Origin of the sequence: Kitasatospora sp. MAP12-44 (genome assembly GCF_029892095.1) — a bacterium.
Classification (GTDB): domain Bacteria; phylum Actinomycetota; class Actinomycetes; order Streptomycetales; family Streptomycetaceae; genus Kitasatospora.
Map to the genome: position 1 here is coordinate 2,476,577 of NZ_JARZAE010000004.1, position 14,379 is coordinate 2,490,955.

Consider the following 14,379-nt stretch of genomic DNA (forward strand, 5'->3'; position numbering starts at 1 on the left):
GTCTTTACTTCGACCTGTAGAGACCGCTGACCTGCGGAAATGCGGTGCAGCTAGGACCGGAAAATCGCGTTGCCCGTCCATGGCCCCCTCCGTAGGGTGGCGGTCAGCGACGTGTAGCTCAGTTAGCCAGAGCGCCAGACTCGGGATCTGGAGGGCGCGGGGGCGGGACCCGCCATGTCGGCCATGGACAAGAACGCTGACCAGCAGCACCCGACCGTCACCGTTGCCCCCGGCTACGCCCACGGGCAGCTCGCGCGGGCATTCGTCACCGCACTCTCCCACCCCGACGCCGCGACCCGCTCGCGCGCCGAGGACCGCCTCGACCGGTGGCGCGCGGCACTGGCCGGGATGAAGGACGGCAGCCTGCGGATCGGCACGCGGACCCCGGTCGCCGACCTGCCCGCGTGGGTCACCCCCGAGGTGCTGCACGGCGGCTTCGCCAGCGGCCGTGCGCGCGCCGAGGGCCCCCTCCAGACGTACGAGGCCGAGGCCTGCCGGGCGGCGGGCATCCCGGCGGACCGGGCTGAGCTGTTCGCCCACTCGCTCACCGAGGCCGGACTGGCCCGGCTCTGGGAACTGCTGGACAGCGGGCGCTACCGGGTGACGGTGCCGGAGGAGGCCGCCCTGCTCACGGTGGCCTGGCTGGTGCGCGCCGGCGAGCAGCACGCCGCCCTCGAACTGGTCACCGTGCTGGCGCCGTTCGCCGCCCGCCTGCGGTTCACCCCGCCGACCGGCGACGGCCCGGCGCCCGAGGCCGCCGCCGTCCACCGGAAGACTGTCGCGGACACCGTCACCGCCCTGGAGCGACGCGGCCCGAACCACGCCGTGGAGACCCAGCGCGAAGCGCTGACGGTCTGGCTGCCGTTCTCCGACGAACTGCTCGCCCACTGGCTGGAGACCGCCGGGCCGGACGGCCGGGTGCTGCACCACGACCCTGACCCCAGGTGGCACCAGCGCGGGGCCGAACTGCTGCTGCGCTACCGGCTGTTGGCCGCCGCGAACCCGCTCTGCGGCAAGCACCGCAGCCCGCGACAGAACCTCGGCCTCCTCCGGGCCGCCCTCGAACTGACCGTAGCCGGAGAGGAATTGACCCCTCGAATGGCCGGGCTGCTGCGGCTCGCGGCCGAGTCGATGGTGCGTCGGCGTGGCCTGCCCGGCTCCGAGCGGCACACCGCGCTGCGCCGGACCCAGGCCGGGCAGGCCGCCCTGCCCTCCCACCACGCGCTGGCCCGGCTGCTGCTGGCCCGGCTCGCCCAACTGCCCCAGCACGACGGGCTGGCCGATCCCGCGAGTGTCCTCGCGCAGACAGGCCCGGCCGAGGCACAGAACGGCGCGATCCCGGTCGGCACGGCGTTCCCGGCCGAGCTGCGCAAGCCGGTGCTGGCTGCCACCAGCGCTCCGGTCGAGACCCTGGTCAGCCTCGGCCTGGTGCCCTCGGCCGAGGTACTGGCCGAGCTGGCACCGCAGTTGGCCTCGGCGGTGGAGACGGACGCCTACCAGGACCGGGCGCTCGGCGCCCTCGCGGCGGCCCACCACCGGGCTTTCACCGGGCGACGCTCGCTCATGCTGCTCGACTACGCGCACCAGGTGCAGGCCGAGGAACTCCCCTGGGTGCGGGCCACCGAGCCGCACCGGAACACCGGCGGGCATGCGGGCGAGAGCGAACTCGCCCTGCTGCGGAGGCTGGGCGGCCTCGCGGTCAACGCCTTCCCCGGCACCATCCTGCCGAACCCACTGGTGAGCGAGCTGGCGGCACTGGCCCGCCGGGCCGACCTCGGCGCGCCGTTTGTGGAGGAGCTGGCAGCCGACATCTTCATGGGCGGCTTCACTCCGAAGTACCTCGCAGCCGCCAAGATCGCCGCCGACCTGCTCGAAGGGACGCTCTACGAGCGGTACTACAGCGTCGACTACACGGCCGTTCGCGCCATGCCGGACGACGAGCCGGAGCGTAGCCGACGCGCCGTCACCTCATCCGGCTTCTCCGCCCTGTGCGGGCAGCGTGCGGGCCGCAGAGCTTCCTCCTGGTCGGTGGCCGGCAACGGCACAGTGATCGAGCAGGCCCAGATCCTCACCACCCACAACCTGGCCACCCTGGTCGGAACCGTCGGCGCCACCCCCGCCGAAGGCTGGGACGCACTCGCCCTCGGCGCCTTCGCGACCACCAGCCGACTGGTGGCCCGGGCCGAGCGGCTCCCGCAGCCGCTGGCCACGATCAAGAACGCGGCCTTCGCCTGGCGGCAGATGATCTTCCACCTGTCGCTCTGCACACCTCAGGCTCGCACGGCGGTGCTCGACAAGCTCATGGCGGACCACCCCACCCGGCTGGCCCCGGCCATGGCCGGGCTGGCGCTGGTCGCCTCCGGCGGAGAATTCGAGGACGACGGGACCGCCGAGGACGGCACCTCGCGCCGCCTGCTCGGGTGGACCATCGGCCCGCACTGGCTGCTCCGCCGCTCATGAGGCCGGCCGTCGTTTACGCCTTCCGCCGTGGGAGACGCGAACGACGGCCTTTCGCATGCCCACGTACAGAGCGGAGGATCGGGCGGAGAACCTCGGGCCTACGAGAGCGCCGGGAGCGGGGAGAGGGCGAGGACGGCCAGGTCGTCGGTGGCTTGGCCGCCGTGGGCGCGGACGTCCTCGTCGAGGAAGGCGACCAGCTGGTCGGGGGCGACGGTGGTGCGGCCCTGGAAGCGGGCGGCGAGGCGGTCGGTGAGGGGGTAGAACCGGCCGGCCTGGTCGCGGGCCTCGGTGACGCCGTCGGTGTGCAGCAGCAGCGTGTGCCCGGGGGCGAGTGGGACGGTGGTGGCCGGGAGCGGGCCCTGGGCGCGCAGGTGGCCGAGGCCGAGCGGGAGCTCCTGCGGGCAGTGCACGCTCTGCACGGTGCCGCCGGCCAGCAGCACGGGGTCCAGGTGGCCCCGGCTGACCAGCTCGGCGTGGTCGGAGCCGGGCTGGTGCTGGACGAGCACGGCCGTGACGAAGAGCTCCTCGTCGCCGCACTCGGCCGCCTCCCGGCGGACCTGGCGGTCCAGCAGCTCGGCGAGCTCGACCAGGTCGGCGGTCTCGTGGGCGGTGGCGCGGAACGCGCCCAGCACGTCGGCCACCGTGCGGACGGCCTCCAGTCCCTTGCCGCGGACGTCCCCGAGCAGCACCCGGGTGCCGAAGCGGGTGTCGCAGAGCTCGTACAGGTCGCCGCCGATCGCCACCTCGGCCTCGGCGGCCCGGTAGAGGCCGGCCGTGCGCAGCCCGCCGACCTGCTCGGGCACCGGGTGCAGCACGGTGCGCTGCAGGGCCTCGCTGACCGTACGGGCGCGCACCAGGTAGCCGTCCTGCCGGGTGCGCTGGCGGGCGAGGGCCACGCCGGCCAGTCCGGCCAGCAGCGTGGAGACGTAGACCCAGAGGTGGTGGTGCTCCACGAGGTGGTGGACCCGGGCCGCGAGGAGCAGTTGCAGGCCCAGCGCGCCCACCGTGGAGAGCATGGTGGCCACCGGGCCGAAGCCGAAGGCGACCAGCACCGGGAGCGTGGTGAGCAGGAAGCCGGCCGCGGTGGCCTGCGGGAACACCACCTCGATGACCAGGTCGATGAGCAGCAGCAGGGCCGGCAGCCAGCGGATCCAGCGCGGGTCGAGCCTGCCGTCGGCGGCCGGGAGGGAGACCCGGCGGGTGGGCGCGGGCGCCTCGCGGTGCGGGGCGGCCGCGGGACGGCGCGACTGGACGGGTGCGGACACAGCGGACCTCCTCGGCGGCCGGCCAGGCGGGTGGTGGGGGCGAGCTTCCATCCTCCGGTAGGAGCCGACCACCGGACGGGGGGCGTTCGGCCCGCGCGGTCGGGACCTTCGTCCCGCTTGCGCGGGTCAGCCGACGGTGATCGGGAACGACTGGTAGCCGCGCAGCACCAGCCGCTCCCGGCGGACGGCCTCGCCCGCCGGGGCTATCGCGGGGAACCGGCCGAGCAGCGCGGGCAGCGCGAGGTTAGCCTCCAGCCGGGCCAGCTGGGCACCCAGGCAGAAGTGCGGGCCGCCACCGAAGGAGAGCGGCTGGCTCTCGGTGCGGGTCGGGTCGAAGACCTCCGGGTCCGGGTAGCGCTCGGGGTCGCGGTTGGCCGCGCCGAGCAGCAGGAAGACGCCCGTGCCCAGCGGGACGGGCCGGCCCTCGACGCTCAGGCCGTCCGTCATCGGCAGACGCGAGGTGAGCTGCACGGGTGAGTCGTAGCGCAGCACCTCATCGGTGAAGCCGGCCGGGGTGACCCTGCCGGTGCGCAGGCCGTTCGCGGTCCACGGGTGCTGGAAGGCCAGCGCGAGTCCGTTGCCCAGCAGGTTGGTGGTGGTCTCGAAGCCGGCCACCAGCAGCAGGATCAGGTTGGCCAGCAGCTCCTCGTCGGTGAGCCGGGAGTCGGCCGCGTCAGCCACCTGGACCAGGGCGCTGACCAGGTCGTCCTTCGGGTGCGCGCGGCGCTGCGCGGCCAGTTCGGTGAAGTACGCGGCGAGCTGGTCGGTGGCGGCGTCGGCGGTCAGCAGTTCGTCCGCGTCGGCGATCATCTCCAGCGCGATCGTGAGGTCGGCGGCGAGCGCGCGGAAGAGGTAGCGGTCCTGCTCGGGGACGCCGAGCAGCTCGCAGATCACGCTGACCGGCAGGCGGAAGGCGAAGGTGTCCATGAAGTCCAGCGTGCTGCCGCCGGAGCCGAGTTCGGCCGTCTCGTCGAGCAGCCGGCGGATGGTGGCGACCACGGCCGGCTCCAGCGCCGCCACCCGGCGGGCGGTGAACACCGAGGAGATCAGCGAGCGCATCCGGGCGTGGTGCGGCGCGTTGACCTCCAGGATGGACCGGGCGAGCATCCTCCGGGAGCTGTGCTGGACTTGCTCGGGGTCGAGTTCCTCGCGGATCTCGCTGTCCGCCACCCCGAAGCCCGGGTCGCGCAGCAGCTGATGGACCGTCCGGTGGCGGACCGCCAGCAGCGTGCTGTCCTCCCAGGCCGAGGTGAGGGTGCCGAGTTCGCGCAGTCGGACGTAGAGCGGGTAGGGGTTCGCCGAGCCTGCGGGGGTGAGCAGTTCGTCGATGAGGTGGGTGCCGTCCATACCTGGGCCTCCGCGGATGCGCCGTTCGAATGCCGTCCGAATACAGAGGGAACCACCACCGGGCCCAGCGGAGTTCCCGGTTCCGGTTTCCGCGGGGTGCGTAGGGTGGCTGTATGGAGATCTGGATCAACCCTCGTTGCGGCAAGTGCCGCGCTGCCCTGAACACCCTGGAGGCCGCCGGGATGAAGTACACCGTGCGGCGCTACCTGGAGGACCCGCCGAACGCGGCCGAACTGGAGGAGGTGCTCGGCCGGCTGGCCCTGGACCCCTGGGACATCACCCGCCTGGACGAGCCGGTGGCCAAGGAGCTGGGCATGCGGGAGTGGGGCCGGGAGGCGGAGGACCGCGAGCGCTGGATCGCCGCGCTGGCCGCGCACCCGATCCTGGTGCAGCGCCCGATCATCAGCGCGGACGACGGGCACGCGATCATCGCGCGCACGCCGGAGGCGGTGCGCTCGGTGCTGCCCCCCGCGTAGCTGTCAGTAGCGCTCCTCCGTACGGACCTCCTCGCCGGGCCGCCAGCTCTGGATGACCAAGTGGTCGCCGCCCCGCGCGATGGAGGTCAGCACGACCTCGGTCAGCCCCAGGCGGAAGGCGTGGTACGGGCCGGTCGGCGGCTCCGGCAGCTCCGCCTCGTACCCGGCGCGGGCGAGCTCGTCGACGATCTCCACCGCCAGGCCGGCCAGTTTGGCGTCGCCGCCCGCCATCGTCCCGTCGCCCGGGTTGGCGTGCAGCGCGAAGCGCGGGTCGCGGCGCAGGTCGAGCGCCTTCAGCGCGCCGCTCATCGAGCCCAGCGTCAGATCGGCGCCCATCAGTTGCACCTCGGTGCCGCTGACCCGCGGCGAACCGTCCCTGCGCAGCGTGGCCAGCACGTGGTGGCGGTGGGCCGCCAGTCGTGCGAGCACGGCGGGGGCGAGATCGGGGGCCTCGTTCTCGAAATCCTGCCAAGTAGCCATGGCTCCCACTCTGGCACCGGGCACTGACAACCGCCCGGGAGCCCGCCGCAGGCCCGGCCGGACCGGCCGGACCCGGCCGAGCCGGGCCGATGTCCGACCCGTGCAGCACACTGGGAGCCGTGACTCCTCCCCGCCCTAAAGGGACGGGGCTTCCTGTTACGCCGGGTTGGCGTCGCAGTGGACCAGCCCGGCCCGTAGAACGTTGATGGCACCCACCGTGTCCGCGTGGTCCGTGTGGCCACACCGTACGCAGTGGAACTTTGCCTGAGTGGTTCGGTTCTCCCCGGAGACGTGGCCACACGCGGGTTGTGGGCACGTCCGGGAGGTGTTGCGGGGGTCCACCGCGATAATCGTCCGGCCGGCGCTTGCAGCCTTGCTGGTGAGGATCGCGAGGAACACCCCCCAACCCGCATCTGTGATCGACTTGTTCAGCCCGGCCTTCGGGGCGGCACCATTGGGCAGGAAGCCGCCCGGCCGCGCGGGGTCCGGCTTCGGCTTCGGCGTCCGCACCATGTTGCTGATGCTCAGCTTCTCGTGCGCGATCAGATCGTGCCGGCGCACCAGGGTGAGGGCGGTCTTGTGCGCGTGGTCGAGCCGTTGGCGGCGGACCTTGCCGTGCAGGTCGGCGACCTTCTCGACGGCCCGGCGGTGCTTCTTGGAGCGCTTGTCCCGGCAAGCACGGGGGAAGGTGGCCAGGTGCCGCTGAGCCTGCGCGAGGGCCTCGGCGTTCTCCCGGCCGAAGCGCGGGTTGGAAACGAAGCCGCCGTTGGAGTCGGCGAGGAAATTGGCGATGCCCAGGTCGATGCCGACCACCGAACCGGTGGGTTCCAACGGTTCGGGCTTGGACTGCTCGGCGGTCAGCACCACGTACCAGCGCTTGCCCTCGCGCTTCACCGAGACGGTCTTGACCCTGCCGACCACCTGACGGTGCTGGTTGACCTTGACGTGCCCGACACCTCGGAACCGGACCCTGGGAGGGTGACCGGGCATCGAGTCCCACCGGCAGCCGTCCCCGTCCCTGGGGAAGTCCACCGTGTCGAACCAGTTCACGCCCCGGAAGCGCGGGTATCCGGGTTTCTCGCCGGACTTGACCCGACGGAAGAACGCGGCGAACGCCTTGTCCAGACGCCGAAGCGTCGCCTGCTGGCTGGAGAACGACCACCGGCCCTGGCGCTGCGGGTCGAACGCCCGAATGTCTTTGAGCTGCGCCGACTGCTGGCCGTACTTGACCGTCGTTTTCGAGGCGTGACGGTAGGCGTCGCGCCGTTCCTCCAAGGCCCCGTTGTAGAGCGAGCAGTGGTCGACCAGCATCGCGGCGAGGGCCTGGACCTGACGGGCGGTGGGTCGCATGAGGAACTTGTACGCACGGATCTGCGTGTCCAACGGGTCCACCCCCCTTTCTGGTCGCAGGTCACCTTAACAGCTGTCAAACTTGGCGGATGTCACCACGCTGGGAACCAGATCCTGATATCCGCCGGGGAAACCATGTCGTCTATCACCTGCACGCACACTTGGTGTTCGTCACCAAGTGCCGGCGTGAGGTCTTCAACGACGAGATGCTGACGCGCTGCGAGGCGATCATGCGGGACGTATGCGAGAGCTTCGGTGCGGAGCTGCGGGAATTCAACGGCGAGGGCGATCACGTCCACCTGCTGGTGCACTACCCGCCGAAGGTCGCCCTGTCCAAGCTGGTCAACAGTCTCAAGGGCGTCAGCTCCCGCTACCTGCGGGCCGAGTACACCGGACGGATCAACCGCATCGGGACGGGCTCGGTGTTCTGGGCACCCTCGTACTTCGCGGGGTCCTGCGGCGGCGCGCCGCTAAGCATCGTGAAGGAGTACATCGAGAAGCAGAAGCAGCCGGCCTGACGCTGCGCGCCAGTCTTCGCAGCGAACTTCGCCGCTTCGCGGCTCCGGGCCAAGGATCGCATTCCCGCCCGGCCTGAAGGCCGGGATTCCCTGCGAAGATAGGGGGATGGCAGAGACCTTCATCGCTTTCCTGCGCGCCGTGAACGTCGGCGGACGCACCGTCAAGATGGAACGGCTGCGCGAGCTCTTCGGCGAACTCGGCCTGGCGGACGTCCGGACGTACATCCAGAGCGGGAACGTCTTCTTCACGGCGGACGCGGGCGTCGACCGCGCCGCGCTGACCCATCGGATCGAGCAGCACTTGGAGCAGGCGCTCGGCTACCCGGTCCCGGTCATGCTGCGAACGGTCCCGGAGGTGGAGGAGCTGCTGGCCGGCGACCCGTTCCAGGGCATCGAGCTCACCGCGGACAACAGGTTCTGCGTGGTCTTCCTCTCCGAGCCGCTGCCGGCCGACCTGGAACTCCCCCGGGTCACTCCGAGGGGCGATCTGGAGGTGATCGGCGCCACCGCCGGCGCTGCCTTCGTGGTCGGGCACATCATCAACGGCCGCCCGACCGGCAACCCCGGCGACGCCTTCGGCAAGACCTACCGGGGGCAGGGCACCTCGCGCTTCCTGCACACCACGGTCAAGATCGTGGCCGCCGCGAAGAAGGGCTGACCAGCACAGGACGGTCAGTGGAGGTCAGTGCGGGAAGGCGCGCGGCGGGCGCTGGGTCGCCAGCTCGTCGCGGAACTCGGCGATGACGGTGCTGATCTGGCGCATCAGCACGGTCCGCTCCAGCCGGTCGAGGTAGCGGTTCTGCGCGGCCAGGCCGGTGACGGTGACCGTGAAGTAGAGCGCCATCAGCGGGTTGATGAAGAGCTCGCTGTGCCGGGTGCGCTCGGTGAACCGGACGTCGCCGAACTCGCCGCGCAACGCCGCCGCCACCGAGCCCTGGACGATGCTCGGGTGCTCCGGGGTGGCCGACTGGGCGTGCGCGACGGCGTCGAGATAGAGCCGGCCCTCCCGGCTGTCGCGCGGGATCGACAGGGCGCCGAGGTAGTCGCCGGTGGCCGCGAGGGCGGCCAGGTTCTCCAGCACCAGCGCGTGGCTGACCCCGTGGTAGGCGTCGACGCCGAAGCCGAGGCAGACCACCAGGCGCTCGGTCAGCCCGTCCAGGCCCGCCACCGCGGCCAGGCTCGCCATGTCCTCCTCCGGCGTGCCCAGGCCCATCTCGTCGCCGCGCATCAGGATGTCGGTACCGCCGTCCACCAGGACGACGGCGTCGATGCCCAGATGCGCGATCAGCGCGCGGTAGGCGGCCCGCAGCGGTTGGACGCCGACCGAGGCGAACGCCCAGACCGTGTCCGGCAGGCCGTGCAGGCGCAGCCAGCGGGCGAGCGTGCGCTCGGGGAAGTAGCGCTCGGCGGAGGCGATGTCCGGACGGATCTCGGCGATGTCCTGGTCCAGCCAGGCGTCCAGCGGCAGGCCGTACAGGTGGCTGAAGGAGAGGTTGGCCAGGTGCACCTCCTTGCCGGCGGCCCGAAGTGCCAGGGCCAGCGGCAGGCCCGCGTAGACGTCGAAGCCGCCGCCGGCGCCGGCGACCAGGATCCGCGAGGCGCCCTTGAGGCGGGTGAACAGCGGCGGTTCGAGGAGAGACGACATCCGACCGACGCTAGCAGGACGAGCCGGACGTCGGGCGCCGGGCCTCGGCTCCGCGCGGCCACCGCGCCGAACTGCGCGGGTGAGATCACTCGCCGGCCTGCGAAGCCCCCCACAGTTGGGCCGTGCAGCGCGCGTACACGGCCTGCCAGTGCGGCCACTGACGGGCCGTCAGGTCGTCGCACTCGCCGATCAGCACCTCGACCTGCGCCGGGTCGACCCCGTCGAGCAGCCAGGCCAGCGCGTCCGGGGCCGCCGGGCCCTCCGCCGCGCGGAGCAGGTCGAGCAGCTCGGCCAGCGTGCCGACCCGGGAGTGCGGCGAGAACAACTCCTCCATCGCCGGCAGGACCTGGTCCTCCTCCACCCGCAGATGCGTCTCCAGGCGCGCCGCCAGCTCCTCCAGCGCGTACGCCACCGGCCAGGCGCTGGACGGGTCCCCGGTGGCCACCCGCATCAGCGTGGTGGCGCGGGTGAAGGAGTGGTCCAGGTTGTGGTGGTCGTCCTCCAACCAGTTGACCAGCAGCCGCAGTTCGGGCGCGAAGCGGCGCAGCAGCGGCCAGACCCGGTTGTCCTGCTGCTCGTGGTGGCAGGTGAGCATGGCGGTGAGGAACTCCCAGTGGCCGCGCAGGGCCATGGCACTGGTGTCGTCGCCGTGCTGGAGCAGGCGCAGGGCGGTGGGCAGCCGGGCGAGGTCCCGACGCAGGGCGGCATGGACGAGGCGCAGGCCCGCGAACCGAAGCGGCGTCGGGCGCACGGCCCCGGCCGGCTCGGCGGAGCCGCGCGGGGCGGGGACGGAAAGCAGGTGCGTCTGCATGGCGCTCTCTTCGCGACTGGCGTGGGTGCGGGAAGGCGCCGCTCACCCCGGTGGTGAGACCGGGAATGAGCGGCGCCGTTGCCCAAGGTGTCCACAGTCCATCAGCAGCGAATCAATGCTGGATTGCCGTGCAGGTCAGAGCACATATGCCCAGGTGGAAGCGGGATCGAAACAGCATCGAGGCAGGGCGGAATACAGCTCTGCCGGACAGCGGCGGGTCAGCCCGCCTGCGGGGCCGAGAGGTTCTGTGTCAGCCACTGCAGGGTATTCGGAATCATCTTCTTGAAGTCCGAGGTGAGGTGCTTTCCGCCGGGCTGCTCGTAGTAGTCGATCTTCAGCGGCGGCGCCGCCTTGGCGACCCAGGCCTTGACCAGCTTGACCTCCTCGGCGTTGGCGCCGCCCGCGGTCGCCAGCATCCGCACGTCGGCCTTGCCCTGGCTGACCAGGACGTCGGGGCTGCCGGCCAGTTGCTCGGCCTCGTGGCCCTTCCAGTCCAGCGAGTCCGGCTTGAAGTAGCCGTCGATCGGCACCGCGGCCTTGAACTGGTCCGGGTGCTCCAGCGCCAGCTTGGCGCTGCACATGGCGCCGGTCGAGGCGCCCATCAGGCCCCAGCCGTCGCGGCTCTTGAGGGTGCGGAAGTTGGCGCGCACGAAGTCGGGGACGTCCTGCGACATCCAGGTGCCCATCTTCGGCTGCCCGGGGATGTCGCTGCAGTCCAGCGCCCTGCTCTCGTCGGAGATCAGGTTCTGCACCGGCATGATCATGATGAACGGGTGGGCCTTGCCCTGCTTGGACAGCTCGGCGTCGGCCTCCTCGATCGGCAGCTGGTTGTCGGTCCAGGTGTTGTAGCCGTTGCTCTGACCGCCCGCGTAGAGGGTGAGCACCGGGAAGCCGTAGGTGGCGTACTTGGGGTCGTTGTACTCCGGCGGCAGCCAGACCCAGACCTTGCCGCTGACCCCGGACTTCTTGCCGTCCAGCGTGGTCATCATGATCGGGCCGGCCGCGGTGTCCCGGGCCTTGGTGAGCGCGGTGGCGGGCCCGGTCGGCATCTGCACCTGCGAGTTGGGCGAGATCGACGGGCTGGAGCCGGCCGACGCGGCCGGGCTGCTCGGCGCGCTCGAGCCGGCCGCGCCGGTGGGCTTGCTCTCCGTGCTCGGCTTCCCCCCGTTCCCGCCGCAGGCGGAGAGCGTGGCAGCCAGCGCCAGGGCGGCGGTGACAGTCAGGAGGGCACGTGGACGGATGGACTGCGGGTGCACGGCGGGACTTTCCGGCTGGTGGATGGCGCTCGAACCATGGCGGATCCGGGCGGCGCCGCCTGGGCGGAGCGGCGCGCGATGTTTTGCTGATCCTATGACGCGGCCGGATCCTCCAACGGTTGCGACCAGGCAGCCCACCAACCAACATTTGGTCGGTGTTTGGCAAAGTCCCAGCCGATCGGCGGGGGTCATTCGGCGGGTATTTTTCCGAAATTCGGACTTTCTCGGAAAATGGGTGGGACGCAGGTCACAGCGCAGGATTTACGCGGCGGGGCGACCGGGGCCGGCGAGCGCGATGCTCCCGCTCCAGAGCGGGACCACCGAGGGGTGCCGCAGGTCCGGCTCGGCGCCGAGGCCGGGTCCGGTCGGCAGGATCAGCCGACCGCAGTCGAACTGCTCGGCGCCGCCCAGCAGTTCGCCGCGCCAGGGCACCTCGCCGAAGGCGTACTCCAGCGGCTCGGCGGGCAACCGCGCCGCCAGGTGGGCGCTGTGCAGGGTGGCCACCGGTCCGGCCGGGTTGTGCAGCGAGACCCGGGCCGGCCCCGCGGCGGCGGCCAGCGCCAGGACGCCGGCCGGGCCGCCGGTGTGCTTGACGTCCGCCAGCACGATGCCCAGCAGGCCCGCCACAGCGGCGAGTTGCTCCGGATGGGCGGCGAACTGGCCGCCCGCGAGCGGGATTTCGGTACGGGCCCGCAGCTCGGCCAGCTCACCCGGGCGGTCGATGCCGATGCCGCCCTGCAGCCAGCCGATCCGCAGCTTGGCGAACGCGTCCAGCAGCTGGGAGAGTTCGGCCAGTGGCAGGCGCTGGTGGCAGTCCACCAGCAGCTCGGAGCCGTCGCCGACCGCCGCCCGCACCGCCTGCACCCTGGCCAGCCCCAGGTGGGCCAGCCGGTCGCCGCCGACGGTGTCGAAGGGGGCCAGCTTGACAGTGCGGAAGCCCGCCAGCACGGCGGCCTCGGCGGCGGCCGCGACCTCGGCGGGCGCCCGGCCGTGCGGCGAGCGGTCAAGGGTGGCGTAGAGCTCCACCTCGCGCGCCGAGTCGGCGCCCAGCCACCGCCAGAGCGGCTGCCCGGCCCGTCGCGCGGCCTGGTCGGCCTGCGCCTGGCGCAGCCCACCGAGCACCGTGGCGCGGGTGAACTCGCTGACGTCCGAAGGGCTTTCACCCCACGCGTCGAGCTGCTTTAGCACCCCGCCGATCGGCCCGGCGTCCGAGCACTCGCCCCAGCCGCTGACCCCGTCGGAGTCCGTCAGCCGCAGCAGCAGCCAGTCGGTGCGGCGGCTGACGGCGCAGCGGTACAGCTCGGCCCGCTGCACAACGGTGACGCCCGGCACACCCAGCACGCCCGTCACCCCCGGCCGGCCCGTCACAGCATCCCCAGCGCGGCGAACGGCTCGGTGATGACCCGCTCCAGCATGGGCACCGCGGAGGAGCGCACCAGGGTGCGCGCGCCGAAGACCGCGGGCACGATGTCCCCGGCCACCGCCGACCCGCGGTGGCTGCGCAGCGCGACCTCGGCCCGCAGGTCGTCCAGGTACTCCTCGGCGACCAGGATGCCGCCGGCCAGCACCACCCGGCTCGGATTCAGCAGATCGACGATGGTGGCGACGGCCCGCCCGGCCCGCCGGGCCCGCCGGCGCAGCAGCTCCTGCGCCCGGACGTCCCCGGTGCCCGAGCCGGCCGGCCGCGCGGCGGCCACCAGCCGCTCCAGGTCCAGCCCGGAGCCCGCCGCTCCACCCCCGCCCCCGCCGCTGCCCTCACCCGAGCCGAGCACGCCGAGCACGCCGGCCGCGCGGGCCTGCGCCGCCAGCGCGATGTCACCGGCGGCCTCGCTCAGACAGCCGGTGCCGCAGCGCGGACAGCGCACCTCGGGGTCGTCGGTGGCGAGCAGGTGCTCGATGCCGCCGGCCGCCGCGCCCGGGCCGCGGTGCACGGTGCGGTCCACCACGATCGCCGCACCCTGCACATTGCCGATGAAGACCAGCACGAAGTCGTCGACCTCACGCCCGGCGCCGAACCAGAGCTCGGCCCGCGCGATGGCCCGTACGGTCTGCTCCAGCACCACCGGCCCGGGCAGCCGCGCGCCGAGCAGGTCGAGCAGGTCGACGTCGTGCCAGCCCAGCGGGCCGTGCTCGACCACCCGGCCGCGCGCGCCGTCCACCCAGCCGCCGATGCTGACGCCGGTGCCGACCAGCCGGCGCTCGCCGAGGCGGTTGTCGAGCAGGGCCCGCACGCCGCGGACCGCCTGGTCAGCGATCGCCTGCGGGGAGGTGTCGGCCAGCTCGGCGTGCGCGAGCTCGCGCTCGGCGAGCACCCGGCCGTCCAGGCCGACCAGGCCGAAGGTGCTGCGCAGCACGCCGATGTGCAGGCCGAGCGCGACCGTACGGTCGGGGTCGACGCGCAGCGGCACCCGGGGGCGGCCCTGGGTGGGCTCCATCGGGGCGAGCTGGCCGAGCAGGCCGACGTCGATCAGCGTGCTGGTGAGCTTGGTGACGCTGGGCGCGGAGAGGCCGGTGTGCCGGGCGATCTCGGCGCGGGAGACCGGACCATAGGCGAGGACCGCGCGCAGCACGGCGGAGGCGTTGCCCTGGCGCATGTACTCGGCGCGCTGGCCTGGGGTGATCAGACCCTGGGGCTGGTCGTTGCGGACGTCCACGATGGCTTCCTCCTCTCCGGCACTGTAGCGCGAATCGCGACTTAGTTTCAGAAATTTAGACAGAATTCCCGGCCGAGACCCCGGTGGCACCCTCCAGTCCCCCGCGCCGCACGCCGC

At 72.5% G+C, this 14,379-nt stretch carries 13 protein-coding genes and 1 tRNA gene; 5 read left to right on the plus strand and 9 right to left on the minus strand.

Annotated features, from left to right (window positions below; all coding sequences use genetic code 11):
- Nucleotides 1–107: 107 nt before the first annotated feature.
- Together P3T34_RS11665 and P3T34_RS11670 are read left to right on the plus strand one after the other, a co-directional pair.
- Nucleotides 108–184 (plus strand) — tRNA-Pro (locus tag P3T34_RS11665).
- Nucleotides 184–2,460, plus strand: coding sequence for a hypothetical protein (locus P3T34_RS11670; RefSeq protein ID WP_280665960.1), 2,277 nt, complete (start codon nucleotides 184–186; stop codon nucleotides 2,458–2,460). The genes P3T34_RS11665 and P3T34_RS11670 overlap by 1 nt, the downstream gene beginning before the upstream one ends.
- Nucleotides 2,461–2,558: 98 nt before the next feature.
- Here P3T34_RS11670 and P3T34_RS11675 read toward each other — a convergent pair whose 3' ends face one another.
- Both P3T34_RS11675 and P3T34_RS11680 read right to left on the minus strand, forming a co-directional pair.
- A complete protein-coding gene (locus tag P3T34_RS11675) occupies nucleotides 2,559–3,725 on the minus strand; it encodes a PP2C family protein-serine/threonine phosphatase (RefSeq protein WP_280665961.1) in 1,167 nt (388 codons plus the stop codon).
- Nucleotides 3,726–3,851: 126 nt separating this feature from the next.
- Nucleotides 3,852–5,072 (minus strand): cytochrome P450, encoded by a 1,221-nt coding sequence (locus P3T34_RS11680; RefSeq protein WP_280665962.1) that lies wholly within the window; start codon nucleotides 5,070–5,072, stop codon nucleotides 3,852–3,854.
- A gap of 113 nt (nucleotides 5,073–5,185) precedes the next feature.
- On the opposite strand from P3T34_RS11680, the gene P3T34_RS11685 reads away from it, so the two are divergent.
- Complete coding sequence (locus P3T34_RS11685; protein WP_280665963.1) at nucleotides 5,186–5,548, plus strand: ArsC/Spx/MgsR family protein; 363 nt, start codon at nucleotides 5,186–5,188, stop codon at nucleotides 5,546–5,548.
- Nucleotides 5,549–5,551: 3 nt separating this feature from the next.
- Here the strand turns inward: P3T34_RS11685 and P3T34_RS11690 are convergent, their stop codons facing one another.
- Both P3T34_RS11690 and P3T34_RS11695 read right to left on the minus strand, forming a co-directional pair.
- A complete protein-coding gene (locus P3T34_RS11690; protein WP_280665964.1) occupies nucleotides 5,552–6,028 on the minus strand; it encodes a pyridoxamine 5'-phosphate oxidase family protein in 477 nt (158 codons plus the stop codon).
- A 156-nt stretch (nucleotides 6,029–6,184) separates the two neighbouring features.
- A complete protein-coding gene (locus P3T34_RS11695; RefSeq protein WP_280665965.1) occupies nucleotides 6,185–7,378 on the minus strand; it encodes a transposase in 1,194 nt (397 codons plus the stop codon).
- Nucleotides 7,379–7,467: 89 nt separating this feature from the next.
- On the opposite strand from P3T34_RS11695, the gene tnpA reads away from it, so the two are divergent.
- Together tnpA and P3T34_RS11705 are read left to right on the plus strand one after the other, a co-directional pair.
- Entirely contained in the window at nucleotides 7,468–7,896 is a 429-nt protein-coding gene (gene tnpA / locus P3T34_RS11700) for an IS200/IS605 family transposase (RefSeq protein WP_280665966.1), read from the plus strand.
- A 106-nt stretch (nucleotides 7,897–8,002) separates the two neighbouring features.
- Complete coding sequence (locus P3T34_RS11705; protein WP_280665967.1) at nucleotides 8,003–8,554, plus strand: DUF1697 domain-containing protein; 552 nt, start codon at nucleotides 8,003–8,005, stop codon at nucleotides 8,552–8,554.
- Between the two features lie 24 nt (nucleotides 8,555–8,578).
- Here the strand turns inward: P3T34_RS11705 and P3T34_RS11710 are convergent, their stop codons facing one another.
- The 5 genes from P3T34_RS11710 to P3T34_RS11730 all read right to left on the minus strand — a co-directional run bounded on the left by P3T34_RS11710 (nucleotide 8,579) and on the right by P3T34_RS11730 (nucleotide 14,262).
- Nucleotides 8,579–9,541, minus strand: coding sequence for a DUF1152 domain-containing protein (locus P3T34_RS11710; RefSeq protein ID WP_280665968.1), 963 nt, complete (start codon nucleotides 9,539–9,541; stop codon nucleotides 8,579–8,581).
- An 85-nt stretch (nucleotides 9,542–9,626) separates the two neighbouring features.
- The gene (locus P3T34_RS11715) at nucleotides 9,627–10,352 is read right to left on the minus strand and encodes a hemerythrin domain-containing protein (RefSeq protein ID WP_280665969.1); all 726 of its coding nucleotides are present in this window, start codon (nucleotides 10,350–10,352) and stop codon (nucleotides 9,627–9,629) included.
- 218 nt (nucleotides 10,353–10,570) lie between these two features.
- Nucleotides 10,571–11,608, minus strand: a complete 1,038-nt coding sequence (locus P3T34_RS11720) for an alpha/beta hydrolase-fold protein (protein ID WP_280665970.1) — start codon at nucleotides 11,606–11,608, stop codon at nucleotides 10,571–10,573.
- 261 nt (nucleotides 11,609–11,869) lie between these two features.
- Nucleotides 11,870–12,949: an enolase C-terminal domain-like protein gene (locus tag P3T34_RS11725; RefSeq protein WP_280665971.1), complete on the minus strand. Its 1,080-nt coding sequence runs from the start codon at nucleotides 12,947–12,949 to the stop codon at nucleotides 11,870–11,872.
- Between the two features lie 23 nt (nucleotides 12,950–12,972).
- Nucleotides 12,973–14,262 (minus strand): ROK family transcriptional regulator, encoded by a 1,290-nt coding sequence (locus P3T34_RS11730; RefSeq protein ID WP_280665972.1) that lies wholly within the window; start codon nucleotides 14,260–14,262, stop codon nucleotides 12,973–12,975.
- Between the last annotated feature and the right edge of the window lie 117 nt (nucleotides 14,263–14,379).